This is a genomic window from Lentzea sp. NPDC006480 (genome assembly GCF_040611995.1).
Lineage (GTDB): Bacteria > Actinomycetota > Actinomycetes > Mycobacteriales > Pseudonocardiaceae > Lentzea.
Map to the genome: position 1 here is coordinate 1 of NZ_JBEXPJ010000062.1, position 25,932 is coordinate 25,932.

At 68.8% G+C, this 25,932-nt stretch carries 24 protein-coding genes; 9 read left to right on the forward strand and 15 right to left on the reverse strand.

The window, feature by feature from the left end; all coding sequences use genetic code 11:
* Positions 1 to 121: 121 nt before the first annotated feature.
* From ABZX92_RS23755 to ABZX92_RS23775, 5 genes are all read right to left on the reverse strand, one after another.
* Positions 122 to 2,407, reverse strand: coding sequence for a bifunctional (p)ppGpp synthetase/guanosine-3',5'-bis(diphosphate) 3'-pyrophosphohydrolase (locus tag ABZX92_RS23755; protein ID WP_355563204.1), 2,286 nt, complete (start codon positions 2,405 to 2,407; stop codon positions 122 to 124).
* 122 nt (positions 2,408 to 2,529) lie between these two features.
* Positions 2,530 to 2,706 (reverse strand): DUF397 domain-containing protein, encoded by a 177-nt coding sequence (locus ABZX92_RS23760; RefSeq protein WP_355563207.1) that lies wholly within the window; start codon positions 2,704 to 2,706, stop codon positions 2,530 to 2,532.
* A complete protein-coding gene (locus tag ABZX92_RS23765; RefSeq protein ID WP_355563210.1) occupies positions 2,681 to 3,532 on the reverse strand; it encodes a helix-turn-helix transcriptional regulator in 852 nt (283 codons plus the stop codon). The genes ABZX92_RS23760 and ABZX92_RS23765 overlap by 26 nt, the downstream gene beginning before the upstream one ends.
* 124 nt (positions 3,533 to 3,656) lie before the next feature.
* Positions 3,657 to 4,769, reverse strand: a complete 1,113-nt coding sequence (locus ABZX92_RS23770; protein WP_355563212.1) for an HEXXH motif-containing putative peptide modification protein — start codon at positions 4,767 to 4,769, stop codon at positions 3,657 to 3,659.
* Complete coding sequence (locus tag ABZX92_RS23775) at positions 4,766 to 5,878, reverse strand: FxsB family cyclophane-forming radical SAM/SPASM peptide maturase (RefSeq protein ID WP_355563214.1); 1,113 nt, start codon at positions 5,876 to 5,878, stop codon at positions 4,766 to 4,768. The genes ABZX92_RS23770 and ABZX92_RS23775 overlap by 4 nt, the downstream gene beginning before the upstream one ends.
* A 259-nt stretch (positions 5,879 to 6,137) precedes the next feature.
* Between ABZX92_RS23775 and fxsA the strand changes: the two genes are divergently transcribed.
* The 4 genes from fxsA to ABZX92_RS23795 are packed head-to-tail and all read left to right on the forward strand — an operon-like array spanning position 6,138 to position 12,216.
* Positions 6,138 to 6,311, forward strand: coding sequence for an FxSxx-COOH cyclophane-containing RiPP peptide (gene fxsA / locus ABZX92_RS23780; RefSeq protein WP_355563217.1), 174 nt, complete (start codon positions 6,138 to 6,140; stop codon positions 6,309 to 6,311).
* A 23-nt stretch (positions 6,312 to 6,334) separates the two neighbouring features.
* Entirely contained in the window at positions 6,335 to 10,012 is a 3,678-nt protein-coding gene (fxsT, locus tag ABZX92_RS23785) for an FxSxx-COOH system tetratricopeptide repeat protein (RefSeq protein WP_355563220.1), read from the forward strand.
* A gap of 15 nt (positions 10,013 to 10,027) precedes the next feature.
* Positions 10,028 to 11,029: a hypothetical protein gene (locus ABZX92_RS23790; protein WP_355563223.1), complete on the forward strand. Its 1,002-nt coding sequence runs from the start codon at positions 10,028 to 10,030 to the stop codon at positions 11,027 to 11,029.
* Positions 11,029 to 12,216 (forward strand): hypothetical protein, encoded by a 1,188-nt coding sequence (locus ABZX92_RS23795; RefSeq protein WP_355563226.1) that lies wholly within the window; start codon positions 11,029 to 11,031, stop codon positions 12,214 to 12,216. The genes ABZX92_RS23790 and ABZX92_RS23795 overlap by 1 nt, the downstream gene beginning before the upstream one ends.
* On the opposite strand, the gene ABZX92_RS23800 is transcribed toward ABZX92_RS23795, so the two are convergent.
* The 3 genes from ABZX92_RS23800 to ABZX92_RS23810 all read right to left on the reverse strand — a co-directional run bounded on the left by ABZX92_RS23800 (position 12,164) and on the right by ABZX92_RS23810 (position 16,205).
* Complete coding sequence (locus ABZX92_RS23800; RefSeq protein WP_355563229.1) at positions 12,164 to 14,479, reverse strand: hypothetical protein; 2,316 nt, start codon at positions 14,477 to 14,479, stop codon at positions 12,164 to 12,166. The genes ABZX92_RS23795 and ABZX92_RS23800 overlap by 53 nt on opposite strands.
* Positions 14,479 to 15,324 carry a hypothetical protein gene (locus ABZX92_RS23805; protein WP_355563232.1) on the reverse strand — a complete coding sequence of 282 codons (846 nt, stop codon included), beginning with the start codon at positions 15,322 to 15,324 and terminating at the stop codon, positions 14,479 to 14,481. Before ABZX92_RS23805 ends, ABZX92_RS23800 begins: the two co-directional genes overlap by 1 nt.
* An 89-nt stretch (positions 15,325 to 15,413) precedes the next feature.
* The gene (locus ABZX92_RS23810; RefSeq protein ID WP_355563235.1) at positions 15,414 to 16,205 is read right to left on the reverse strand and encodes a hypothetical protein; all 792 of its coding nucleotides are present in this window, start codon (positions 16,203 to 16,205) and stop codon (positions 15,414 to 15,416) included.
* A 206-nt stretch (positions 16,206 to 16,411) separates the two neighbouring features.
* Between ABZX92_RS23810 and ABZX92_RS23815 the strand changes: the two genes are divergently transcribed.
* Genes ABZX92_RS23815 through ABZX92_RS23825 form a run of 3 tightly spaced genes read left to right on the forward strand, consistent with a single transcriptional unit; the run spans position 16,412 to position 17,670 of the window.
* The gene (locus ABZX92_RS23815; protein ID WP_355563238.1) at positions 16,412 to 16,687 is read left to right on the forward strand and encodes a hypothetical protein; all 276 of its coding nucleotides are present in this window, start codon (positions 16,412 to 16,414) and stop codon (positions 16,685 to 16,687) included.
* Positions 16,688 to 16,736: 49 nt separating this feature from the next.
* Positions 16,737 to 17,009 (forward strand): hypothetical protein, encoded by a 273-nt coding sequence (locus ABZX92_RS23820; RefSeq protein WP_355563240.1) that lies wholly within the window; start codon positions 16,737 to 16,739, stop codon positions 17,007 to 17,009.
* A 1-nt stretch (position 17,010) separates the two neighbouring features.
* Positions 17,011 to 17,670 (forward strand): hypothetical protein, encoded by a 660-nt coding sequence (locus ABZX92_RS23825; RefSeq protein ID WP_355563243.1) that lies wholly within the window; start codon positions 17,011 to 17,013, stop codon positions 17,668 to 17,670.
* Here the strand turns inward: ABZX92_RS23825 and ABZX92_RS23830 are convergent.
* From ABZX92_RS23830 to ruvC, 7 genes are all read right to left on the reverse strand, one after another.
* Positions 17,648 to 18,139: an adenine phosphoribosyltransferase gene (locus ABZX92_RS23830; RefSeq protein WP_355563246.1), complete on the reverse strand. Its 492-nt coding sequence runs from the start codon at positions 18,137 to 18,139 to the stop codon at positions 17,648 to 17,650. The two genes, ABZX92_RS23825 and ABZX92_RS23830, sit on opposite strands and share 23 nt — an antisense overlap.
* Before the next feature lie 23 nt (positions 18,140 to 18,162).
* Complete coding sequence (gene secF, locus ABZX92_RS23835) at positions 18,163 to 19,317, reverse strand: protein translocase subunit SecF (RefSeq protein WP_355563248.1); 1,155 nt, start codon at positions 19,315 to 19,317, stop codon at positions 18,163 to 18,165.
* A 1-nt stretch (position 19,318) separates the two neighbouring features.
* On the reverse strand, positions 19,319 to 21,106 hold the full coding sequence (gene secD / locus ABZX92_RS23840) for a protein translocase subunit SecD (protein ID WP_355563251.1): 1,788 nt from the start codon (positions 21,104 to 21,106) through the stop codon (positions 19,319 to 19,321).
* Between the two features lie 129 nt (positions 21,107 to 21,235).
* Positions 21,236 to 21,580 (reverse strand): preprotein translocase subunit YajC, encoded by a 345-nt coding sequence (gene yajC, locus ABZX92_RS23845; RefSeq protein ID WP_045314541.1) that lies wholly within the window; start codon positions 21,578 to 21,580, stop codon positions 21,236 to 21,238.
* A gap of 93 nt (positions 21,581 to 21,673) precedes the next feature.
* Complete coding sequence (gene ruvB / locus ABZX92_RS23850) at positions 21,674 to 22,690, reverse strand: Holliday junction branch migration DNA helicase RuvB (protein ID WP_355563254.1); 1,017 nt, start codon at positions 22,688 to 22,690, stop codon at positions 21,674 to 21,676.
* A complete protein-coding gene (gene ruvA, locus ABZX92_RS23855; RefSeq protein ID WP_355563257.1) occupies positions 22,687 to 23,268 on the reverse strand; it encodes a Holliday junction branch migration protein RuvA in 582 nt (193 codons plus the stop codon). The genes ruvB and ruvA overlap by 4 nt, the downstream gene beginning before the upstream one ends.
* A 30-nt stretch (positions 23,269 to 23,298) precedes the next feature.
* Positions 23,299 to 23,865: a crossover junction endodeoxyribonuclease RuvC gene (gene ruvC, locus ABZX92_RS23860; protein ID WP_355563260.1), complete on the reverse strand. Its 567-nt coding sequence runs from the start codon at positions 23,863 to 23,865 to the stop codon at positions 23,299 to 23,301.
* A 135-nt stretch (positions 23,866 to 24,000) separates the two neighbouring features.
* On the opposite strand from ruvC, the gene ABZX92_RS23865 reads away from it, so the two are divergent.
* Positions 24,001 to 25,485, forward strand: coding sequence for a GGDEF domain-containing protein (locus ABZX92_RS23865; protein WP_355563263.1), 1,485 nt, complete (start codon positions 24,001 to 24,003; stop codon positions 25,483 to 25,485).
* Positions 25,482 to 25,913: a cupin domain-containing protein gene (locus ABZX92_RS23870; protein ID WP_355563266.1), complete on the forward strand. Its 432-nt coding sequence runs from the start codon at positions 25,482 to 25,484 to the stop codon at positions 25,911 to 25,913. Before ABZX92_RS23865 ends, ABZX92_RS23870 begins: the two co-directional genes overlap by 4 nt.
* Positions 25,914 to 25,932 lie beyond the last annotated feature (19 nt).

Below are 25,932 nucleotides of genomic sequence, written 5' to 3' on the forward strand. Positions count from 1 at the left end.
AGCACGACCAGGCCGTTGACCAGGATGAGGCCCATCGCCTCGGGCCAGCTGACCTTCGCGGCCACCGAGACGGCGACGGCCGAGACCAACTGCGAGTTGGTAGTACTTGCAGACGCCTGAACTAGGAGGCTGAGGTCACGCGGTAGACGTCGTAGACGCCCTCCACGCTCCGCACGGCCTTCAGGACGTGGCCCAGGTGCTTCGGGTCGCCCATCTCGAACGAGAACCGGCTGACGGCCACACGGTCCCGCGACGTCGTCACCGACGCCGACAGGATGTTCACGCGCTCGTCGGCCAGCACCTTCGTGACGTCCGACAGCAGCCGGTGCCGGTCGAGCGCCTCCACCTGGATCGCCACCAGGAACACGCTGGAGGCCGACGGCGCCCACTCGACGTCGAGCAGGCGTTCCGGCGACTTCAGCAGCTCGTCGGCGTTCGTGCAGTCGGTGCGGTGCACGGACACACCGCCGCCTCGGGTCACGAAGCCGAGGATGTCGTCGCCCGGCACCGGAGTGCAGCAGCGGGCGAGCTTCACCCACACGTCGCCCGCGTCCTTGACGATCACGCCCGCGTCGCCGGTGGGGCGGCGCCGGGTGACCGTGGACGGGGTGGCGCGGTCGGCCAGTTCCTCCTCGGCGTGCTCGACACCGCCGAGCTGCGCGACGAGCCGTTGCACGACGTGGCGGGCGGAGGTGTGACCCTCCCCGACCGCCGCGTACAGCGCGCTCATGTCCGGGTAGTGCAGTTCCTTGGCGAGGGCCTGCATCGAGTCGACGCTGACCAGGCGCTGGATCGGCAGCCCGACGCGGCGGACTTCCTTGGTGATCGCGTCCTTGCCCTGCTCGATCGCCTCTTCCTTGCGCTCCTTGGCGAACCACTGCTTGATCTTCGCCTTGGCGCGCGGTGAGGCGACGAAGCTCAGCCAGTCGCGGGACGGGCCCGCACCCTCCGCCTTGGAGGTGAAGATCTCGACGACCTCGCCGTTCTCGAGCTTGCGTTCGAGAGCGACCAGCCGGCCGTTGACCCTGGCGCCGATGCAGCGGTGCCCGACCTCGGTGTGGACGGCGTAGGCGAAGTCGACCGGGCACGAGCCCGTCGGCAACGTCTGCACGTCCCCCTTCGGCGTGAACACGAAGATCTCGCGCGCGGCGAGGTCCCACCTGAGTCCTTCGAGGAACTCACCGGGGTCCGCGGCTTCCCGCTGCCAGTCGAGGAGCTGGCGCATCCACGCCATCTCGTCGATCTCGACGGACTTGCCGTTGTGCGTGCCCTTGGTCTCCTTGTACCGCCAGTGCGCCGCGATGCCGTACTCGGCCCGCTGGTGCATCTCGTGGGTGCGGATCTGCACCTCGAGAGGCTTGCCGTCGGGACCGATGACGGTCGTGTGCAGCGACTGGTAGACGCCGAACCTGGGCTGCGCGATGTAGTCCTTGAACCGTCCCGGCATCGGCTGCCAGGCCGCGTGGACGACGCCCATCGCCGCGTAGCAGTCGCGCACCTCGTCGACCAGGATCCGCACACCCACGAGGTCGTGGATGTCGTCGAAGTCCCGGCCGCGGACGATCATCTTCTGGTTGATCGAGTAGTAGTGCTTCGGCCTGCCCTCGACCTTCGCGACGATCCGCGCGGTCTCCAGCTGACCGTTGAGCTCCTGGACCACGGTCCGCAGATACGTGTCACGACTGGGCGCGCGCTTCGCGACCAGCCGCACGATCTCGTCGTACTTCTTGGGCTGCAGGATCGCGAACGCGAGGTCCTCCAGCTCCCACTTCACGGTCGCCATGCCCAGGCGGTGGGCCAGCGGCGCGAGCACTTCGAGCGTCTCCCGGGCCTTGCGAGCCTGCTTCTCCGGCGGCAGGAACCGCATGGTGCGCATGTTGTGCAGCCGGTCGGCCAGCTTGATGACCAGGACCCGCGGGTCCTTCGCCATCGCGATCACCATCTTGCGGATGGTCTCGGCCTCGGCCGCCGCCCCCAGCTTGACCTTGTCGAGCTTCGTGACGCCGTCGACCAGCCGGGCGACCTCTTCACCGAAGTCTTCCTTGAGCTGGTTGAGCGAGTAGTCGGTGTCTTCCACGGTGTCGTGCAGCAGCGCGGCCACCAGCGTCGTGGTGTCCATGCCCAGCTCGGCGAGGATCGTCGCCACGGCGAGCGGGTGGGTGATGTACGGGTCGCCGGACTTGCGGCGCTGCGGGCGGTGCTTCTCCTCGGCAACGTCATATGCGTGCTGCAGAAGCGCCAGATCGGCCTTGGGATGGAGGTCGTAGTGCGCGGCGGCGAGAGGTTCGAGGACCTGCTTCACCGGGGCCGCACGTTGGGCGGTGATACGCCGCGCAAGGCGGGCGCGCACACGCCGGGTAGCCGACGGTTGAACAGCCGTCGCAGCGGGTTCGGTGTCTTGACTCAACCCCACGCTCCTCGGGTCTCGCGAGTACCGAGGATAACGCGTTTACGGTGACGAAACTTCCGATGACGCGACGAGCGGCGCAGCTCACACGGTGAACGCCGCCCGAACTTTTGCTGGGCCGATCAGGCGACGCTCGCCACGAACGCGCGCCACGCCTGAATCGAGAAGACCAGGGCGTCACCGCGAGCGACCTTCGAGTCACGCACGAGAGCGTCCTGGGCGAGCGACACCTCGACGCAGGCGCTGTCACCCTGGTCGCCGCTGTAGGTGCTCTTACGCCAGCTCCGCCAGTGGGTCATCGAGGTCCCTTCGCACGCCGCTGACGTAGCTCGCCAGCAGGCTCCGCGATTGTCCCTCATCCAAAGCGAGCGAATCCAACCACTTGAAGAACTCCCTGCTCTGCGCGATCGCCTTGCCGTCGTGCGCGAACACGTTCGCCATGTCCGTCTCGCAGTACGCGACCGGCACGAGTTTCTCGAAGCTGAACAGCATCCGGGCGGACCGCCTGATCGCCACCGGTCCGGCCGACATGGGTATGACGCGCAGGACGTGGGTGTGGAAGAGAAGGCGCAGGTACTGCTCCTCCATGACCGCGTCGTCGCCCTCGTGAAGCCGCAGGGCGAGCTCGTGCACGTAGAAGGTGCATTCAGGACGGTTCTGGCGCCTCATGATCGCCTGCCGGTCCATGCGCCATTTGAGGAACTTCTCGACGTCCGCGGGCGTGTTGCCGCCCGAGCTCAGGAGCGTTCGTGCGTAATCGGGCGTCTGGATGAGGCCGGGGACCGTGTGGACGTCGTAGGTCGTGATCTTCTTGGCTTTGGCCTCGGTCATCGCGAGGGTGCGGAGGTTGTCGGGCACCTGCACGACGTACGGGTCGAAGGCGTAGCGGTACCGGTCGCGGAAGCGTTCGAAGTACGGCGTGTCGCGGCCGCACGTCATCAGGTACTGGATGAGGTCGATCTCGCTCGCCCGAGCCTTGCCGTTCTCGATGTTGGACACCTTGCTCGGGTCCCACCCGAGCTGCTCGGCGAACGCGAACCCGGTCAACGACGTGAACTTCTCGCGCAGCCGCCGCAGCTCGTCACCGAGGTCCCGGCTGTAGGCGGTGGAGGTGATCGCAGTCATGCGTCCGAAACATAGAGCTTGGACCTGCTCCACGAACCGGCTCGATCGGGTGAACCATCAAATTGATTCCACGCGGACCAGAACAAACGGTGGCCATTTTTTGTCCATGAATGTCCATTCGTTGTCATTGAATCAACGAGTCGAGCCTGCGGCGCATGTGCCCGACGAAAGCACGGCCCCTGTCGGTAAGCGCGCCGGAGGACTCCAGTGAACCGACCGCGGCACGGGTCGCGGAACTCCACCGGACGAATTCCACACGGGCCACGGCGTCGGGGTGGTGACGCCAGAAAGCGGCCACCGCGAGGTGTGCGTAGGCACCGTGCAGAACAGCGACCGGCGGCCGCGGATCCGGCCGCCAGCCAACGTGCAAACGCGCGCGCGAGGCGCGGTCCACCAATGGGAAGAGATCGAGCAGTGCGGACAGCTTTGCGTGTTGCACCTCGTGGGCGAATGCGACCGCCATGACGCGCGGGTCGTCCGGCAGGGACATCGCGACGCAGCCGAGCGCGTTCGCGAACGTCACGCTCGCGTGGCCCGGCAAGGTCGTCGACAGGGGCGTCAGCACGGACAACGTCGCCGCGATCTCCTCGGCGACCGGCCGGTGGTGCTCGACGAGCAGCTGCCAGCTCGTGCGCAGACAGCGTTGCCAACGGCGTTCTTGCAGGTCGGACGCTGCCACGACGTGGTCGGGGAGCCGTTCCGGCAGGTCGTCGATCGCCAGCGTCAGGCGCAGGCCGTCGTGTTCGGCCCGCCAGCGCCGCAGGGGCTTCCAGTGCGGTGTCGGAGGACCGGAGAGGTCGCAGGACACCTCGCCGTCGGACACGTGGCAGCCGTCCTCGCCGGTCACGACGCGGACCGGACCGTCGCCCGCCGGGTGGAACGTGCCGACGGACGGCAGCACCACCGGACGCCCGCCCGGCACCTCCACCACCCCGCTGACCTGCGCACGCACGCGTGCGGCGGCCAGCACGGCGGCCAGTTCGCCGGCATCCGTGCCGGTCAGCGCGGTGCGCAGGGCCCAGGCACCCACCCGCGGGTGGTCGAGGACCGGGCGGACAGCGGCCGCGGGCAGCTTCCTCAGCTGAGCGAACGCCGGGTCGCCCGCGGCCACCGCGTGCAGGAGCAGGAGCGTTCTGCTGCGCCGGGCGCCGAGGAGGAAGCGCGCGGCCGCAGCCCCACCGCGACCGCACGCCAGCTCGGTGAACATCTCGGGCCGCATCTCGAGCGTCGCCGTCACCGGGACAACCTCGCCACGTCGGCGACGAGCCTGCTCCTGATGTGGCTGATCAGACGCTGCAGATCGGCGCAGTACACGGACGGGTTGGCGAACCCGGAGCCCGCCCGGAAACGATGGGCGTACGCCCCTCCCCCGCACACTTCGCGCAGCTCACAGGCCTGACAGGTAGCGCACAGGGGCGACCGGCGCGCGAGGATTCCCGGCGCTTCCAGCGCGTCGTCGAAGGACGAGTCGAACACGGTCAGGCCGGTCGCCGCCGCGCCCTCGAACGCGGAGCTCAGCATGTCGGAAACCTCGATCGCGCCATCCGTCTCGACGACCACCGTCGCGGCCGGTGACGTGCCGAACCCCTCGACCGCCGAACTGCCGCCGAGCAGCATGTTGATGATCTCGGCGAACATCCGCACGACGGGCTCACCCGTGCCCGCGTACCAGCGGTCGAACACCGTGATCAGCCACGACGCGTACGGCGTGCCTAAACCGATGTGCGGTGGCGGGTCCGACCAGTTCCCGTTAGGCAGGAGGAAGTCCACGACAGGTGGGCTGAACTGCAGCAACGCCTCGTAGGTGCGCACCGGGTCGTTGTCCACGTCGATGGTGCAGAGCAGGCCGCCGTAGATCGACGGCTCCGTCGCGAGCAGCCGCACCGCCGCGGCCACCGCGTCGTAGCTGCCGCTGCCGTCGTGCCTGCGGCGATGCCGGTCGTGCGCCGCGCGGTCGCCGTCGACGCTCACCCCGGTCCGCACCCCCAGTTCGACCAGGGCGGACAGTGCGGCGGCATCGAGCAGCGTCCCGTTCGTCTGCATGCTGACCTGCACCGGAGCCGGCACGAGCGAGCGGAACAGCCGCACCAGCGCACGCAGGTGCGGCACGCCCACGAGCAGCGGTTCGCCGCCGTGCAGGACGATCTCGATCGCGGGCAGCCGGTGCGCGCGGACGTGGTCAGCGACCCGCCGGGCGACCTGGTCCGCCGTCGCGAGCGACATGGCCCTGTCGCGCGTCCGCCAGCGCTGGTCGGCCTTCGTGTAGACGTAGCAGTGGTCGCACGCCAGATCGCACCTCTCGTGGACCTTGAGGATGAACTGCCGGAATGGGCGAGGCTCGTTCATAGCGCACCGCTTCCGCCACGATTACGAGAATCACCGTCGACGATAGACGAAAATCAAACCCGCCAGTGGCGTCCCCGTCGCCCGAGTGGCCGATCGACACGCCCTCGCGGTAGCTCGATAATGCATCACTCCTAACATGCATCGCGGCGCGGTCACCCGATTAGATATTGCGTCGTTTGCTAACGCGGTGTCGTCGCTTCCCGAACTACAATCGGTACGCGCCGCAATGGGGCGGAGACGAACGGACGGTGCGAGACGGATGGCGCAGCAGCCCGACGCCGGTTTGCGCTCGGACCTGGTCGACCTGAGCGGGGTGGATTTCGATCGGCTCGACGATCTGCCCGACTCCGTGCTGGCCAGATCGCTCGAACGCGTCCTGCGCGACAACACGTCGGCCGCCGACCACTACGCGTCTTTCCAGAACCGAATCTGACGACAGCTCACCGTGGAGCGACGATGATCGACGATCGGCCGGTACCAGGCGCTCCGACGATCGCGGCGTTCACGTCGTCGACGAACGGCATCGGGCGCACGGCCGTCGTGGCGAACCTGGCCTGGGTGCTCGCCGCGTCCGGGCACCGGGTGGCCGTCGCGGACTGGGGCACCGAGGCACCGCACGTGCACGACTTCCTCCAGCCGTTCCACGCGAGGACGCTGGAGGTCGCCGACCTGCTCGCCGAGGTGCTGGAGGTCTCGCCGTTCAGCGACCCGGCCCGCCGCCTGCTGTTCGACGAGGAGACGTTCCCCTCCCTGGAGGCACGCCGGTACGAGCTGCCCGGCGGGCGTGGCCGCGTCGACCTGCTGGCCTCGCGCGACCCGAGCATTCCCGTGCGCGGCTTCTCCCCCACGCCGCGCGGCCCCGGCGAGGTGGAAACGCTGCGAGAGGGCATCCGGCGTTCGTCGTACGACTACGTGCTGATCGACAGCCCCACGAACCTGTCGCCGGACGCGGCGACGCGGATGGCCCGGCTGTGCGACGTCGTGGCCGTGTGCTTCGAGCCGATGCGCAGCAGCATCAGCCAGGCCGCTGACTTCGCGCAGGACGTGTGGGACTCCGCCCCCGTCGGGGTCAGGGTGCTCGCGGTGCCGGTGCAGTTCGACCGCAGCGACGCCGGCCGCGCGGAACAGGCGCTCGCGGCCATCACGGCGACGTTCGCACGGCTGCTGACGCCCGACGACGACCCGTTCGGCCGCAGCATGTCCGCGGAGCTGGTGCCGATTCCGCTGTACCGCAAGGAATCGTTCGTGGAGACGCTGGCCGTGCTCGTCGACGACAGCGGAGCCCAGCTCGACTCGTACCGCGAGCTCGCGATCGCCGTCGCGGGCACCGGGATCGGCACCGTGCGGGGGCTCGAGGAGGACGTGCGGGAGAGCTACCGGCGCAGCATCGGCCTGAGCCCGACGCACGTCGCCCTGGAGTACGTGCCGAAGGACCGGCCGTGGGCCGACTGGGTGCGGTCGCAGCTGACGTGCGCGGGTGCGGAGGTGACCAGCGACCGGCAGCCGGGCGACGCGCTCGTGCGCATCGTGTCGCAGCACTCCCGCGCCCAGCGGGCCGAGGACCGCGTGGCCGGGCGCGTTGTCGTCATCACCGTCGACGACACCGAGGCCCCGGAGGGCTGCGAGCACATCGCGCTCGCGAACTCGGACGAGGCGACCGCGCGCGCGGCGGTCCTGGAGGCGTTCTCGCTCGTCGCGGGCGCGCCGACCGAGGTGCGCTATCCCGCCGGCAACAACGAGAAGCAGGAGAAGAGGCGGCGCAACCTGCCGCGCAGGCTCGGCTCGTTCAGCGGCAGGGGCGCGGAGCTGGAGGAGATGCGGGACGCGCTCTCGGACGCCTCGGTGCTGCGCACGTGGTGGGTCACGGGCCCCGCGGGCGCGGGCAAGACCGAGCTGGTGAAGGAGTACGCGCACCGGTTCGCGTTCGACTACGTCTACGTGTGGTGGATTCCGGCGCACGACCGCCGCACGATCACCGAGCGGCTCGCCGATCTCGCCCGCGTGCTCGGCATCGAGATGGAGTACCAGGTCACCGAGGCCGTGCTCGACCGGCTGTGCGGCAGCCCGCAGGGCAGGCGCTGGCTGCTGGTCTACGACGGCGCCGACGATCCGGAAGTGTTGCGCGGACTGGTTCCCACACGCGGCTGCGGGCACGTGGTGGTCACCTCGCGGGTCCGGCCGGACGGCAGGCCGGGCAGGGAGATCGGCCCGCTCGATCCCGAGGACGGCGTGGCGTTCCTGCGCGCGGCACTGCCCGACCTCCCCGGCAAGGAACTGGTGCGCCTCGCCGAGCTCGCCGAGCACGAACCGCTCACGCTGAGACTGGCGCGGTCGTGGATCCTGCAGACGGCCAAGCAGCGGCGCAGGGAGGCGGCCTCGCGAGGCGATGCCGCGATCAGCGCGACCGAGCAGTACTGCTCGTTGTTCTCCGGTCAGGACAGCGGTTCCGGCGCCGAGAGGGCGATCGGGGTGCTGGCCGGCACCTTCGCGGAGACCGAGCACGGCCGGGCGGTGCTCCGGCTGGTGAAGATGTGCACGTTCCTGTCCAGTGCGGGTGTTTCCGTGTCACTGCTGCACTCCGCGCCGATGCTCGCGGTGGTGTCGCGGGCGGACGGGGTCGCCGCGCTGGACGACCTGGAGCTGGACGCCGTGCTGTGGCACGGAGTTCGCTACGGGCTGTTCGACGTGGCGTGGGGCAGGCCCGCCACGCTGACCGTCCACCGGCTGGTCCTCTCGCTCGTCTCCGGCCTGATGGACGACGCCGAACGCGCGGCCGTCCAGGACAGCGTGCTGGCCGGGCTCGCCGCGCAGGCGCCGTCGGAGTCGCAGATCAACGACGGCAGCCGGGTGGCGGACATCCGCGAGCTGCGCGAGCACGTCCTTCCCAGTGGGGCGGTGCAGTCGGAGTCCCCGGCCGTGCGGCGGTGGCTGGTCAACCAGATGCGCTACTTCCAGGTGGAGGGCGACCCGGAGGCCTGGACGTTCGCCGCGGGGCTGTCCGAGCGGCTGCTCGAGTCGTGGCCGGAGGACGTGGAGGTCCGGCTGCGGTTGTGCCTGCGGTTCCACCTGGGCAACTTCTACAAGGCGCTGGACCGGCCGTCCGACGCGCTCAACACCGACGAGCGGCTGCTCAAGGACCAGCGGCGGCTCCTGGGCCGCGACGATCCGCACACCTTGCGCACGGCCCGTGGTGTGGCGCACGGCAATCGCGTGCTGGGCAACTTCGCCCAAGCACGCACCGAGGAGGCCAGGACGGAGCGCCAGATGCGCGCCGTGCTCGGTGAGGACCACCGGGACACGTTGCGGACGACGAACAACCTGGCGTTCTCGCTCTTCCTCGCCGGCGAGACCGGTGAGGCGCTCAAGGTGCAGCGGGAGAACTTCGAACGCAGGCTCGCCGTGCTCGGCCCGCACGACCTCGACGTGTGGTGGTCGGCCTGCAGCGTCGGCAGGTACCTGCGCGAGCTCGGCCAGTACGTCGAGGCGCTGGACGAGCTCCGCGAGGCCGCCCAGCGGGTCGCGGTGATCGGTCCGCCCAGCCCGCGGCACGAGCTGCGGATCAAGTGGAACCGGGCGATCACGTACCGGTTGCTCGGCGAGCACGCGGACGCGAAGAGCCTCACCCAGGAGACGTTGCGCGGCTACCGCCACGTGTTCGGGCCGGACCACGCGGACACGCGGGCGTGCAAGCTCAGCTTCGCGGCGGACCACCACGCGATCGGCGACTTCGAGACCGCGACCCGGCTCGCGCGGGAGTGCTACGACGCCTACCACGCACGGCAGGGCGCGTACCACGCGTTCACGCTGATGTGCCTGCTCGACCACGCGATCTTCCTGCACAGCCTCGGCCGCAGCCAGGAGGAGGCGCTGCGGGCCGCGAAGGAGGCCAGGGACGGTCTCGTCAACAGGCTCGGCGACGTCCACCCGTGGGCACTCGCGGCGAGGCTCGGGCACGCGGTGATCGACGGGCGCACCGCGGACGTCGACCGGGGCAGCACGACCCTGCGCGAGGTGCGCGACGAGTGCGTGGAGTGGCTGGGAGCCACGCATCCGGTCACCGTGCGCGCCGAAGCGAACCTCAAAGCCTCCGCCGCCGAATGGAAATGCGTTGTCCTCGACGTACCGGACATGTGAACGGAGGTGATCGATGTGACTGGACCGCGTGTGCGCAAGGCGCCGCACGTCGACGCCAGGTGGGACGACGCCGTCGAGATGCTGCTGACCGCCATCGGCCGCGATCGCCTGCTGTACCACCTGGGGCACTACACCGACGGCTTCGACGACATAGTCGTGGAGATCGTGGACTCCGAGGAACCCGAAGACCCCGACGACTCCGACGACTCCGACGACTCCGAGGAATCCGGCCACTCGCAGACCGCGCGGACGCTCAGCACGGCGGTGAGCCAGCTCGAGGCCGACCTGATCGCGGTGCGGACCGGTTCGCTGATCCGGGTCGTGCTGCAGACCGGCCAGGGCGTGGCGTACTGCGACTCGGTCGTGCCGGACCAGCACGTCATCGGGTTCGGCAGCACCGAACCGCCACCCGCGCCGCTGCCGTGGACCGCCGCCCGCAACGTGCGCGCGGCGGACGAGCTCACCTCGGAGCTCGCGACGGCCCTGCGGGCCAGGATCAGCCAGCAGCCGCTCAACCCCGGCGGGTGGAAGACGCTGCACGATCCCGACGACGACGTCGATCCCGCGGTGGTGCCGGTCGCGACGCCGGAGTCGTTGCGCGTGCAGGGAGACGTGACGAGCACGCTCGCGGACCAGTGCCGCAAGTTCGTCGACCCGCGCGATCTGCACTACGTCGCGCTGTGGGCGGACTGCGAACAGGTCTTCACCATCGACGTCTTCGACGATCTCAAAGTCGGCAGGTTCTTCCACGAGTCCATCACCCCGGCGCAGCGCCGCCGGTTCTACGCGGACCTGTCCCGCAGGCTGCCCTCCCTGGTGACGCAGTTCGGCCGGATGTGCCGCCAGACGCTCGGCGGCCGGGTGGAGCGGCTCGTGCTGGACGTCGAGATGGGCGCGATCTACTACTACCGCGTCGAAGCCGGTGAGTACCTCGTCGGCGTGACGCTCGACCAGAGCGAGGTCTACCCCGCCGACGAGAAGGTCGCCCGTCTCGCCGCGGCCGCACGTCCGTTGTGATGACGTCCGGGGTGGACCGCAACGCTTTCGCCGCGACGGTGCGGCGTTTGGTGACGCCCGCGAAACAGCGCAGCGCCTTCGCCGCGACCATGCGACGCCTGGCGCTGCTCGTGGTGGCGGTCGGCGCGGGCTGGGCCGTGGCACGCACCTCCGGCCTCGACGCCGTCACCACCAGCGGCTGGTACTTCACCGTCGCGAGCGCGTTGCTCGCCATTGGCTTGTACAGCAGCACTTATGGCATCTGCCTGGCCGAGGTCCGTCAGCACCTGCGCATCGTCGTGCTGGCGGTGACCGTGGGCGTGCTGGCGAAAGCGGCGTTGATCGCGGCCGTGCTGTGGCTGGTCTTCCGCGACCCCGCCTATCTCGTGCTCGCGATCGCGGTCGCCCAGATCGATCCGCTGTCCACGGCCGCGGCGGCCGCCAGCTCCCGGTTGTCGGACCGGGCCAAGAGCGTGCTGGCGGCGTGGGCGTCGTTCGACGACCCCATCACCATGCTGCTCACCGTCTACCTGTCCGCGCTGGCGTTGCGGGCGATGGGTGATCCGTCGTCGGGCGCGCTGGCCCACGGCGGGCTGTTCTCCTTCGGTGCCAACGTGATCGCGAACCTGGCGTTCGCCGCCGTCGTGGCGCTGCTGTGGTGGGCGTGGTCGCGGATCACGTCGGGGGCGCTGCGAACCGCCGGTCAGATCACCGTGGTGGTGGCCGCTCTGGCGTTCGGCGTGTGGCAGTTCCTGATGCTGGGAGTGGCGATCGTCGGGCTGGTCGCGCGGCCGGCCATCTCCGCCTGGATAGACCGGGTCACCCGCGTGGCGTTCGTGGCCGCCGCCGTCGCGCTCGGATTCCTGCTCGTGGGCGGGCTATCGCCGTGGCCGGGACTGGTGCTCGGGCTCGCCGCGTTCTTCGCCCAGGTGGTGGTGGGGCTGATCCTCACCGGCGGACTCGCGCGCAAGGACCGGACGTACATCGCGTTCGCGCAGCAGAACGGGATCACCGCGATCGTGCTGGTGTTGTTGCTGGAACCGGAGTTCCCCGGCACCGCCGCGGTGGTGGCGCCGGCGATCCTGGTGATCAACACCCTGCACGGCGTGTTCACCGGGTTCTGCGACAGGTTCGGAGACCGGGTGGCGGACGCGCTCAGCCCACGTCCGCGACGGACTCCAGCGCTGCGGCGTGAACACGGGAGCTGAGCCGGTTGAACAACTCCCGCGCCTCGCCGAGCTGGGGCACGGGCACGATCGCGGCGTTGCCGTCGACGAGGTGCGGCCCGAACTGGTCGAGCTCCTCCAGCTGGAAGAACGGGATGTACTCGTAGACCGTGTCGTAGGCCCGGCACAACGCCCCGAGCCTCTCCCGGTCGACCGGGTACGGCCGGCCGGACGGGCTCGGCACGTACGTGCGGAACCACTCGTTGACGCCGTCCTGGAACGTGACCAGCAACAGGCGCAGCATCGCCGAGACGCCCAGCGCCGAGAAGACCTTCTGCGACCGGAACTGCGCGCGCACCGCGACCCTGGCGTCGATGGCGTGCACCGGATCGCCCTCCGTCGCGGCGAACATGGCGCGCAGCGTCGCGTCCACCTGGTCCAGCGAGTCCAGCGACGTCCTGGCCGTCACGAACAACGTGTGCACGACCGGTGGCAGGCGCGTCGGTTGCCCCGGCTCCGCGACCCGCTGGGCGAGCGGGGCCGCGGTGAACTCCGCGACCTCCCGCTGCAGCTGGTTCAACGACCGCTCCGACGACGCGCGCAACGACGTCAGCGTCTTCATCGCCTGCTCGAGCATCCGCTGGGTGTTCGCCTGCTGCCGGCCGAGCCTCGTGAACTGCTCCCGCACCCCCGGCAGCACGTCGCCGCCAGGATCGACGAGCAGGCTCAGCTGCCGTTCCAGCACGGCGGACAACGTGTCGTTGAACGTGTACTGGTCGTAGATGATCGGCTCGACGCTGAACGCCTCGGTCAGCGACGGCATGAAGTCGGCGTCAACGAGGCCCACCACGACGAGGACGACCTCCATCCGTTCGACGGCCGACTGCAGGAACGTCGCCCGGTTCACGAGTGCGTCGCGTTCGGACTGGTTGAGCACGGACTCGTTGAGCACCAACGCACAACCGGAGTTCGCGTCACTTCCGAACGGAACCCAGTAGTCCGCCTTCGAGTCGGTCTCGGGGTTCATCCAGATGTCGCGCTCGTAGGTGAGCCCGAGCGCGGCGAGCACCTGCCGGATCTCGTTGCGGACGTGGTCGGTGGTGGTGGCACCGGCGTGTTCGCGGGCGACCTCGCGCACCATCGCCTCGTTGATCCGCGCCCGTGCCGGGTCGCGCGGGCTCGCGTCCACGGCCCGCCGGTAGAGATGGCTGCACAGCCGGATGATGCGGCGCGCGTTGCCGTCGGTGAGCTTCACCAGGTACCGCACGGTGTTCTCGGTGAACGGGTCGAGCATCCGCCCGCGGCCGAGCCGGGCCTGGCTCTGCTTGATGTACTCCACGGTGTTGGCGACGGTCAGCGGTGACACCGGGATGATCCGCCCGATGCGCTGCCGGACCGCGCCACCGAGCTCGTCGAGGTAGTCGGGCAGCCCGGCGAGGATGAGCAACGCCTGAGCGCCCGCGAACACCTCGAGCATCTTCTGGAACGCCTCCACGGCGTTCTCGCTCGGTTTCCGGCTGGCGGACACGACCTTGTTCATCTCGTCGATCGCCAGCACGAACCGCCGCCCCCGCTGGCTGTAGAGCAGAGCCAGCACCCCCATCGCCTCCAGCGCCAGCTCCTCGGTGGCGATGGGGTGCGTGATGCCGCGGTCGACCAGCACCTGGTCGGGCTGGTGGCCGGTGAGCCACTCCCAGGCGGCGTCGGCGAAGTCGGGCCTCAGGAGCAGCGGGAGCGCGATGCCGAAGGCCGGGTTGTTCGTCACCTTCGCGAGCACTCGGCCGAGGAGGTCGAGGTTCCTGCTCTCCATGAGGTTCATGCTGTCCGACGCCTCGACCGGGTCGAGTTCACCGTTGCGCAACAGCTCGGCGATGTCCGAGGTGAACGGCGAAGCGCTCAGCTCGTCCGCGAGCACGTGCGCGTAGAACTCCCGCACCTGGTCGTGCACGTCCTCCTTCTTGAGCTCGTCCCCGATGAGCTGCCGGTAGAGGTCGACGAACGTGGCCGGCCTCGCCTCCAGCAAGGCGACGCGCGCCCGGCGATCCTCGTCGTCCGAGTGCTTTCGGGCGTGGTGGAGCAACGCACCGACGAGGTGGCTCTTCCCCGTGCCGTACTCGCCCTGGATCGCGATGACGTTGCCCGCGGGCTGCGCGGACGGGCGGAGGAAGGCGTCGACCAGGCTGACGGCCTCGGTGATGGCGGGGGTCGGGATCGACAACGTGGTGTCGTCGAACTCCCTCGGCTTGGCGACGGCGGCGGGTACGAACGGGTTGTCGCTCGGGGCTGATCGTGGGCGATCGCTCATCACTGTCTCCCCGGTCGCCGGAAATGGAACTCCATGAGATCCAGCAAGGTCACCTCGCCCATCGAGCCGGAGCCTATCGCCCCAGATGCCTTGCCTTTCTTCAGAACTTCCTGATACGTCCCGTAGAGCAACTTGTGTAGCTCACCGATCGAAAGCGTTCGAGCCTCGGTCACGCGACGTATCGTCTCTTCTGACACAAACGGGTAGTTCGGTGCATCCGTTCGGTCTCCCTTGCGGGACTGCACGAACGCCCAACCGTCGCCGTTGTCCAGCGTTCCCACCTTGAGGCGAATGGGCAAGGCCGAGTTGTGGGCGCTTTCGATCGCCGACCAGTGCTCGTTGACCGATTCGACCTTGCGGCTCTCCGCGAGGAACACGATGTACGGATACGCCCACCGCGCGTAGTTTTCCACTTCGAGCGGAATTTCCGTTCGGGGCAGCAGGACCACCAGCACGAGGTTCTTCGGCTTGAGCACGTACTTGCTCGCGTAGAGGTAGCCGAAGTTGAGATCGCCCTTGTCCAGGGCCTCCGTCAGCTCCGCGTGTTGGTTGTCGTCCAGCAGGTCGCGATCGCGGAACTCGTGGATCAGGAGCTTGAAAACCCTGTTCTCCCGGTCCTCGCGAGGCTCGTTGTCGCGCCCGGCGTCGGCGAGGGACAGGATGTGGCAGGACTTGCCGAGCTCTGCCTTCACCCAGGCGGCACACCGGTTGAGCAACGACGTCTTGCCGCAACCGTCCCAGCCCAGGGCGACCGTCAGCCGGCCATCGTCGTGCAACGTCGTGAGGTCTTCGCCGAGAGACTCCTGGAACGCCGTGAAGGCCGTCTCGGTGTGGTCGACCGCCACGTAGTAGTCCTTGTGCGTTGGCTCCGTGTACGGGCACAACGGTCCGATGCGCGACCGCAGGCCGGGGACGTGGAACGGGTTCGGGTCGGTCACGCGCTGACCACCTGCCCGAACTCGTCGTCGAGCAACGCGCTCGCGTCGCCCGGCCGCCGCAACGCCTGCACGACGACCTCGATCCGGCGGTCCAGCGTCCTGGCGGCCTCGGTCACCTCCGCGATGCGCGGCCGCCGCTCGTTCCTGTCGTTCTCGAAGTCCCATCCCTCCTCCACAGAGGTGCCGAAGGCATCGAGCTCGGTACGCAGCACGTCGGGCGCGGACCAGTCCGGTCGCATCAGTTTGGTCACCGCCAGTTGGGTGTTGAGCAGGTCTCGCTTGCGCCGCAGTTCCGCGGGCGACGCGCGTTCCTTGAGCTGGGCTTCGCAGTAGTCGCGCACCTCGTCCGCGAACTCCCGGCCGGCCTTGCGCAGTTCCACCGAGTGCTCCTTGGCGCGGTTGCGGTCCTCGCGCCGGTTCGTCGTCACCCAGGAGATCCACCAGCCGAGCGCCGTGGAGAGGAGACCGACGGCCGCGGTGATCGTCGGGACGATCCATGAAGGAGTCGATGCCGGGGCCGGTTGCATGTGCGGTTCGGCGGCCGCTTTGCACGCCTTCTCGAATTCCGGCTGACGTGTCCTGCGCCATTCGTCGAATTCGACGGGAGTGCCGTCCAGGAGGATCCTGTTTCCAATTGATGTGGAATCCACCAGGCCCAGTGCGGCGGCCGCGTCAACGGTTTCCGATCGGTGCGACACGCAGTGGACCACCGCCGCGTCCGATATCGGCGTCGTGGTTCCACAGCCTCCCGACAACGCCAGAACGAGGAGTGCCCAGCGGCCGATCATGCGGCCTCCCCACGTTCCGTCTTCTGCACACATACCTCGTGTGTCGTTTCGGCATCGGTTCTTGTAACCCCGTTGGACTGATCGTGAAGGGATTCGCTCATGATTACGACGCTTTTGACCAAAAGCGCACCAGTTGACCCCGAACGGAGCAGGGGCACCTGACTCCGGGTACAGGCCCCCTAGTCCGCCCTGAGAGGCTCTGGCGCGTGAGGACACTGCTGTGGTGCGGCGCGATGAACGTCGTGTGGCTGGGCGCGATGGCCTACCTGGCGCTCGACGACCCGACGAACTTCGACCTGAGGTCCGTCATCGGCTCATCGGTGGCGTGGCTGCTGTCGACGAGCATCTCGTGGCTGCTGCTGCGTCGCGCCCGTGCCCCGAAGCTGTGGGAGATCGCCGTGGTGACCGCACCGGCCTCGCTGGTGACACTGGTGCTGGTCTCGATCGGGGCCGCGTTCGTGGCGCCACCGCCGCCCGCCTGATGATCCCTGCATGGCAGGATCGGGACCATCACAGGCTTGGGGGGGCCTCATGCACGAACATCGGCCGTACTGGCATTGCCTCGGCTTCGCGGGCATCTGGTACGCCGCGATCGTCCTGCTGAACCAGCTCAGCGACAACGCGGCCGACGCGCTTATGCTCGGCGTCGTGCCGTGGCTCGGCACCTCTGTCGCGCTGCTGCGAGTCGCGCACGGCGGGATGAAGGCGTGGCGCCTGATTCTGCTGGGGCTGCCGATCTTCTACTTCCTGTGGGCGATCACCGTCGTGATCGCCTGGCGGTTCGTCGTGCCGGCGATGAGCTGACATGACGGCCGATCTGCTGCGGGCCCTCGCGGAGCGAACCGCGCACGCGCCGGAACCCCAGGGCACCGGCAGGTACCACTACGTCCACACCAAGGGTGTGCACCTGGTGGTCAGCCACTACCTCAAGCGGTCCGGCGAACGCACTGTCACCACCCGCTCCGTCGAGCCGTACGAGCGCCGGGACTGGATGGCCGCCGACGGCTCCGGCCGCATCGAGGTGACGAAGGACAGCGAGTTCGTCCAGCCCACCGGTGACTACGGCCCCGGACAGCTGCCGGGACAGCTCCTCATCACCGCCGCGGACGAGGCCACCGTCGAGGCCGGGCTGAACAGGCTCATGAGGGAGACAACCACCAGCGGGGTCGTGAAGGCGGTCCACCAGGTCTGGAACCTGCAGGTCGTCACGCCCGCGTTGCAACGGCTCCTGTTGCTGCGCCTGGCGAAGTGCGCGGACCTCGCGGTGGACGAGCCGTGCGCGGTGACGCACGTCGACGACGCACGTCACCGGCGGAAGCAGCTGGCGTTCTGCCCGGAGACCGGCATGCTGCTCACCGCGGAAGAACTCGCGCTGGAAGGTTCGCGCATTCAGGGCGTGGTCAGCAGAACCGAGTGGCTGTACAGCGGGTACTGCCCGGCGACTACACCGCCATCAGGGCATTGACCTCGCGGCCCGCCAGCCGGGAGCGTCCGCCCAGAGCGGCGATCTCCAGCACGACGGACACACCGGTCACGATCCCGCCCGCGCGCTCCACGAGGGTGCACGCGGCCTCGGCGGTGCCACCGGTGGCGAGCACGTCGTCGACCACGACAACGCGCTGTCCGGGCTGGATCGCGTCCGCGGGCAGCTCCAGGGACGCGGTCCCGTACTCGAGCGCGTACGAAACCGAGTCGGCGACCACCGGCAGCTTGCCCGGCTTGCGCAGCGGCACGACGCCATAGCGCCAGCCGTAGCCCAGAGCAGCACCCAGGAGGAAGCCGCGCGACTCGATGGCGGCGATCACCTGGGTGCTGTCGTCGATCTTGTCCTGCAGGGCGTCGACCACGGCGCGCAAGGCGTCCGGGTCGGCGAGGACGGGCGTGAGGTCCCGGAAGACGACCCCCGGCTGGGGGAAGTCGGGGACCTCACGCATCAGTCCCAGAGCACGGTCCAACTTCAACGCTGACGCTTCCCGGTCGGGCGGCGGCGGGAGTCCGCGGCCTTGGCGGTGCGATGAGGCACCGACGCGGCGGCGGCCATCGCCTCTTCCTGGCGCAGGTCGGCGGCGAGGGCGTCCTCGTCGACCGACTCGATGCCCTCGGCGACCTGCGGGCCGGCGGCCTTGGCGCGGCGGGCGTTCACGCGCTTGGCCTGCGCGATGTACTTCGGATCGCGCATCTTCAGGTCGACCAGCACCGGGGTGGCGATGAAGATCGAGGACAGCGCACCGATGAACATACCCACGAGCTGCACCAGCGCGAGGTCCTGCAGCGTGCCGACGCCCAGGATGCCGACGCCGACGACCAGCAGGCCGACGACCGGCAGCAGCGCGATCAGCGACGTGTTGATCGAGCGCATCAGGGTCTGGTTCAGCGCGAGGTTCGCGGCCTCGGCGTACGTGCGGCGGGTCAGGCCCAGCAGGCCTCGGGTGTTCTCCTTGACCTTGTCGAACACGACGACCGTGTCGTACAGGGAGAAACCGAGGATGGTGAGCAGACCGATCACCGTCGCCGGCGTCACCTCGAACCCGATGAGCGAGTACACGCCCGCGGTGATGATGACGTCGTGGAAGACGGCGACGAGCGCGCCGACGGCCATTCGCCATTCGAAGTAGAACGCCAGGAACACGGTCACCGCGACGAAGAACCAGAAGAGGGCCCACAGGGCCTTGCCGCTGATCTCACCGCCCCACGACGCGGAGACGGCGCTGTCGGAGATCGCCGCCTGGCCGCCCTTCGGGTCGGTGGCCTGCGCGATGCCCGTCTTGAGGGTCGCGACCTCGGCGACGGTCAGCGCGGACGACTTGATCTGGATCGTCGCGCTGTCACCCTTGCCGACGGCCTGCACGGCGTTCGCCTTCTTGCCGGGCAGGGCCTTGCCGTACGCGTCCTCGACGGACGCCACCGTGATGGCCTGGCCCGACTGCGAGATCGACGGCATCGAGATCTTGGTGCCGCCCTCGAAGTCGATGCCGAGGTTGAACCACTTGAAGACGATCGAGCCGATGCAGATCAGCAGGATGATGCTGGAGGTGATGTACCAGCGCGTGCGCTTGCCGACGATGTCGAAAGCGCCGTTGCCCACGTAGAGGCGCGTGAACACGTTGCTCATGTCAGGCCTCCTTCACGGTGCCGGGCTTGCCGGTCACGGCGGCGCGGTGAGCCGCACCCTCACGCGCGGCACCACCCAGGCCGGACAGGTTCGGGTTGGAGAGGAACTTGGACTTCGAGGCCACCGCGACCAGCGGGTGCGTCACGAGGAACACGACCACGAGGTCGAGGACCGTCGACATGCCCAGGGTGAACGCGAAGCCCTTCACCTGGCCGACCGCGATCACGTACAGCACGGCGGCGGCGATGAAGCTGACCGCGTCGGCCGAGAGGATCGTGCGGCGCGAACGGACCCAGGCGCGCGGCACGGCCGAGCGGAACGTCCGGCCCTCGCGCACCTCGTCCTTCAGTCGTTCGAAGAAGACGATGAACGAGTCGGCGGTGATACCGATGGCGACGATGAAACCGGCGATACCGGCCAGGTCGAGGGTGAACCCGATCCAGCGGCCCAGCAGCACCAGCACGCCGTAGACGATCACGCCGGACAGGCCCAGCGACAGGATCGTCATGATGCCCAGCAGGCGGTAGTAGAACATGCAGTAGACGAACACCAGCGCGAGGCCGATGCCACCGGCGATCAGACCCGCCTTGAGCGACTGCAGACCGAGCGTCGGGGAGATCGTCTGCGCCTCGGAGGCGTCGAAGGACAGCGGCAGCGAGCCGTACTTCAGGGTGTTCGCGAGGCTCTGCGCCTCCTTCAGCGTGAACTTGCCGCTGATCTCGGTGGAGCCGCCGGTGATGGCCGACTGGATGGTCGGCGCGGACATGACCTCACCGTCGAGCACGACCGCGACGGCCTGCTGGACGTTGGCGGCGGTGAACTTGCCCCACTTGGTGCCACCGTCGGACTTGAAGTCGAGGTTGACGACGTAGCCGGTGCCGTTCGGGTTCTTGTTGGCCGCGGCGTTGTTGATGTCCTCACCCGACAGGCGGGAGTAGGTCGAGTAGTCGTCCGGCTTGGTCTGCGTGTCTTCCTTGGGCGGGTTGACCGGCGCCAGGATGTACTTGTACGCGCCCTTCTCGCCACAGGTGACGAGCGGCTTGTCCAGGTCGTCGTTGCCGCGCAGCGGGTCCGGCTTCGAGCAGTCGAGCATGAGCGCGGCCTGCTGCAGGATCTCCTGGCTGGAGGCCTGGCGCAGGGCCTTGGCCTCCTGGATCTCCTTCGCGAGCTTCGGGTCGACGTTGGACGGAGCGGACGGCGTGCTCGGCGGCGTGCTCGACGACGGGGCGGAGCTGCTCGACGGCGGGGTGCTCGACGGCTGCGCGGCCAGGTTCGGAGCGGGGCGGCCCTGCGGGGCACCGCTCGACGGCGGTGGCGCGACGGTCTGACCGGAGGACGGCGGCGTGCTCGCGCCGCTCGACGGCGGGGTGCTCGACGACGGCGCCTGGGTGTTCGGGGCGGCACCGGCCGGGATCGGCTGGCCCAGGACCTTGCGGAACGACAGGCGGGCGGTCTGGCCGAGGCCCTTCGCGCCTTCGCTGTCCGCGCCGGGCACGGTGATCGTCAGGTTGTTGCCGTCTCGCACGACCTCGGCACCGGACACGCCGAGACCGTTGACGCGGACCTCGATGAGGTCACGCGCGCGGTTCAGCGCCTCCTCGCTGGGCTGGGCACCGTCTTCCTGACGCGCGGTCAGCGTGACGATGGTGCCGCCCTGAAGGTCGATACCGAGCTTGGGTTTGGCCGAACCGTTCCCGGTGAGGAACACCAGGGCGTAAAGAGCGACCACGATGAGGACAAAACTCGCCAAATACTTCGCAGGGCGAATTTGCCCGGCCGGAGGTGCCACGATCCGTCCGTCTCCTAGTAGCGATGGTTTCCGAGCGCGCAGCGTAACGCGCGCCGCGTGAGCTGCGCGTCACTACCTGGAGTCGGCGGATTTCACAGTTGCCAACTCCAGGTAGCCGAGCTTATGCGGTTACTTCTTGGCGTTGTGGTCCAGGGGCTCGGCGACCTGTGCGGTGGTCACCTCGGCCTCGACCGGCTCGTCGGTCGTCTCCTCGACGGCCTCGTCGGTGTCGACGACCTTCTCGCGGATGGCGGCGCGCAGCCACCTCGTGACGACACCCTCGGAGATCTCGATGTCGATGGTGGTGTCGTGGCTCGCGTCGGCGACGGTGCCGTAGAGACCCGACGTCGTCATGACCTTGTCGCCAGGAGCGAGGTCGTTCTGCAGCTTCTGCTGCTCGGCCATCGCGCGCTTCTGCTTGCGCGCGCTGAGGAACAGCGGCACCGCCAGCAGAACCAGAAGCAACGGGAACATCAAAGACGAAAGGCTGCCCATCATTCTCCGATCAAGTGGACGTACCTCGACGCACGTCCGATATGTCCAGGTGCTTTCACCGATTGTGCCAGGTCACCACAGTTGATCACCGGCGGGCGGTTCCAGCCCCAGGTGGTGCCACGCGGCGGGCGTCGCCACTCGGCCGCGTGGTGTCCGCGCCAGCATGCCAGCCCGCACCAAATACGGTTCGCACACCTCTTCCACCGTGGTCGGCTCCTCACCGACCGCGACCGCGAGGGTGGCGACACCGACCGGGCCGCCGTTGAAGCTCTTGACCAGGGCGCTCAGCACGGCCCGGTCGAGCCGGTCGAGTCCCAGCTGATCGACGTCGTAGACCTGCAGGGCCTGTTTCGCGATCTCCTCGGTGACGTGGCCGTCGGCCCTGACCTCGGCGAAGTCCCTGACCCTGCGCAGGAGCCTGTTCGCGATGCGGGGCGTGCCCCGGGAGCGGCCGGCGATCTCTTTGGCGCCGTCGTCGTGCACGTCGACGCCGAGGATCTTGGCGCTGCGCTTCACGATCAGATCGAGGTCTTCCGGCTGGTAGAACTCCATGTGGGCGGTGAAGCCGAACCGGTCCCTCAGGGGTCCGGTCAGCGAGCCGGACCTGGTCGTCGCTCCCACCAGCGTGAACGGCGCGATGTCGAGCGGGATGCTGGTCGCGCCGGGCCCCTTGCCGACGACGACGTCGACCCGGAAGTCCTCCATGGCGAGGTACAGCATCTCCTCCGCAGGCCGGGCCATCCGGTGGATCTCGTCGATGAACAGCACGTCGCCCTCGACCAGGTTGGACAGCATCGCGGCGAGGTCGCCCGCCCGTTCGAGCGCCGGGCCGCTGGTGATGCGGATCTGGCTGCCCAGCTCCTTGGCGATGATCATGGCGAGGCTGGTCTTGCCCAGGCCGGGAGGCCCGCTGAGCAGGACGTGGTCCGGCGCGGTGCCCCGCCGCATGGCGCCGTGCAGGACGAGTTCGAGCTGCTCGCGCACCCGCTGCTGGCCGACGAACTCGCTCAGGTCGGCAGGCCGCAGGCTGGTCTCGAGGTCGCGCTCCGCCGGGACCGCGTACGGGCTGAGCTCGTCTTCCTCGGTCATTTGCGCCCCAGGGTCGCGAGCGCCCTGCGCAGGACCGCGGACGTGGACTGGTCCGGGTTCTCGCCGAGCACGTTGTCGACGGTCGTCTCCGCCGCCTTGGCCGGGAACCCGAGCCCGAGCAGCGCCTCGACGACGTGGTCACGGGTCTGGCTGTGCGCGGGCGTGGTGGGCGTCGGGAGGGCGCCGACCTTGTCGCGGAGCTCGATGATCAGGCGTTCCGCGCCCTTCTTGCCGATGCCCGGGACCTGCGTGAGCACGGTGATGTTGCCTTCGGCGAGCGCGTGCCGGAGCTTGTCCGGTTCCAGCACGGCGAGCGTCGCGAGGGCGATCCGCGGGCCGATGCCGCTGACCGTCTGGAGCAGGGAGAACAGCTCGCGGGCCTCGGCGTCGGCGAACCCGAACAGCGTCAGCGAGTCCTCGCGGACGATCAACGTGGTGGCGAGGCTCGCCTCCTCGCCGCGCCGGAGCGTGGCGAGCGTGGTCGGCGTCATCTGGACGGCGAACCCGACGCCGCCCACCTCGACGACGGCGTGGTCGAGGCCGACGTGCTGCACCTGGCCGCGCAGTGACGAGATCACCTGGTTCCTCCGGACTTCACTTGCTGGACGTTAGCTGGTGCGCTTGGCGGCTTCGGCGAGCCGGGCTTTGTGCACGCGGGCCAGCTCAGCCGCCTTGGCCTGCGCTTCCTGCATGCGGTTGCGCATCGGCGCGCGCCAGTGGTGGCAGATCGCGAGCGCCAGCGCGTCCGCGGCGTCGGCCGGCTTCGGCGCCACCTTCAGCCCGAGCAGCTTCGTCACCATCAGCGTGACCTGCGCCTTGTCCGCGCGACCCGACCCCGTGACGGCGGCCTTCACCTCGGACGGCGTGTGGAACTCGACCGGCAGCCCCCGCTGCGCCGCGGCCAGCGCCACCACGCCCGACGCCTGCGCGACCCCCATCGCGGTGCGGACGTTGTGCTGGGCGAAGACGCGTTCGATGGCGACTACCTGAGGTTCATAACGGTCCAGCCACTCACACACGCCGATGTACAGCTCGTGGAGACGCACGGACAGATCAGCGTCGACGGGCGTGCGCAGGACGTCGACGGCGACCGCGCGCACGGTCCGGCCCGGTCCGCCGTCGACCACGCCGAAGCCGCACCTGGTCAGACCGGGGTCGACCCCGAACACGCGCACGACAGCTCCCCACGACCGGAACGAACAACAGTTCGAACCATATCCGGTGCACGGAAGGGTGCTGAGCACCGACACGGTTCGACAAGTCCAGGTCGCCATTACTACGGTGGTCGGGTTTCGATCACAGGAGATGCGGTGAAGCGGTTCTGGTTCGTTGTGGGGTGCGTCGGCACCTTCATGGCGGTCACCATTCTCACCGCCCTCACCGTGCCGCGTGAGGTCGGCATCGCGATCGACAAGGTCGTGCAGCTCCTCTTCGCCGTGGCAGCGCTTCTTGCCTATGCGCGCCAACGCAACGGGTGGATGACGGCGGCGATGACGAGCCTGACCGTCGGGCTGTCGGCGTGGATCTGGGGCCAGCAGATCCTCGGCGTGCAACTGCCGACGACGACGATCGCGCCGCTCGGGTTCACGATGGTGCCGGTCCTGTGCCTCGCCGCGGTGGTCGTGAAGGCGCAGCAACGCCGCGCCGACGACCTGCTGCCGAACTCCCGCAGCCGCACGGTCGTGGTGCTGGACGGGCTGATCGTGATCGGGTCGCTGTTCGTGCTGACGTGGGTGTCGGCGCTGGAGTCGCTGACCCGCGCGTGGGCGACCGAGGGTCCTGGTTTCGCCACCGTGGTCGCGCATCCCGCCGCGTACCTCGTGCTGCTCGTGGCCATCGTCGTGATGTCGTGGACGCATCAGTCCGTGCGTCAGTGGCCGATGCTGTTCGTCGCGTTGGCGGGCATCGCGCAGTCGTCGTCGGGCTGGGTGTTCGCGTTCTACATCTCGAAGGGGATCACGGCGATCCCGGCGACCGCGGACATCGGGTTCATGCTGTGCCCGGCGTTCTTCTTCCTGAGCGCGCTGGCGCCGGTCCGCAATTTGGAACCCACGTTCGGCCGCATGCGCATGGCCGATCTGCTGCACCTGCTCGTGCCGTACCTGCCGCTCGCGATCACCGGCCTGTTCGTGCTGTGGAACACGGCGACGGGCGGGCGGCTCAACCCAGTGGAGATCTACGTCGGGCTCGCCGTGGTGTGCTTCGTGATCGTGCGCCAGCTGCTCACGATGATGGACAACATCCGGCTGATGGACCAGCTCCGCATCTCTCGCGAACAGCTACGGCACGAGGCGACGCACGACCCGTTGACGAGCGTGGCCAACCGCTCCTTGTTCCGCGACCGGCTGGACCGGGCGTTGGCGGTCCAGGACCGGTCGCGGCCGTTGATCCTGCTGTTCATCGACGTCGACGGGTTCAAGGCGGTCAACGACAACCACGGCCACGCCGAGGGTGACTTCGTGCTGCGCAACGTCGCGGCGCGGCTGATGCACAGCGTGCGGCCCGAGGACACCGTGGCGCGGCTGGGCGGCGACGAGTTCGGCGTGCTGGTCGACGGCGGTGATGCCGACGAGATCGGCGCGCGGTTGCTGGCTTCTCTCAGCCATCCGCACGAGGTGCACGGCCGGATCCACCACGTGCACGCCAGCATCGGTGTGGCGCAACGGTTTTCGTACGATCCCGCTGTTACGGCCGACGACGTGCTCGGTGCCGCGGACGCCGCGATGTACACGGCGAAGCGGCTCGGCAAGGGCATGGTCGTCGTGCACGGTTCACCGCTTCCGGAGATGACGTGACCCCTGAGCAGTTGATCGAGTCGCTCGGCATGCGGGAACTTCCCGTGGAGGGCGGGTACTTCGCGCAGACGCACCGTTCCGACGAGGTGTCCGCGATCGCGTATCTGTTGCGGTCGCCCGACTTCTCCGGCATGCACGTCCTGAAGCACCTGGAGATCTACAACTTCCACGCCGGGTCGCCGCTGCGGATGCTGCTGCTCTTCCCGGACGGAAGCGTGCAGCAGCCGGTCTTGAGCGCGTCCAACCCTCAGGTCGTCGTGCCCGCGGGTGTGTGGCAGGGCAGCTCGCCTGTTGACGACTGGTCGTTGGTCGGCACGGTGGTGGTGCCGCCGTACACCGACGACATCGTGTCGTTCGGGCACGCGGACGACCTGTGCGCGCGTTACCCGTCTCACGCGGCGGAGATCAAAACTCTGTGCCGGTTCTAGGGTGCCGCTTCTAGGATCT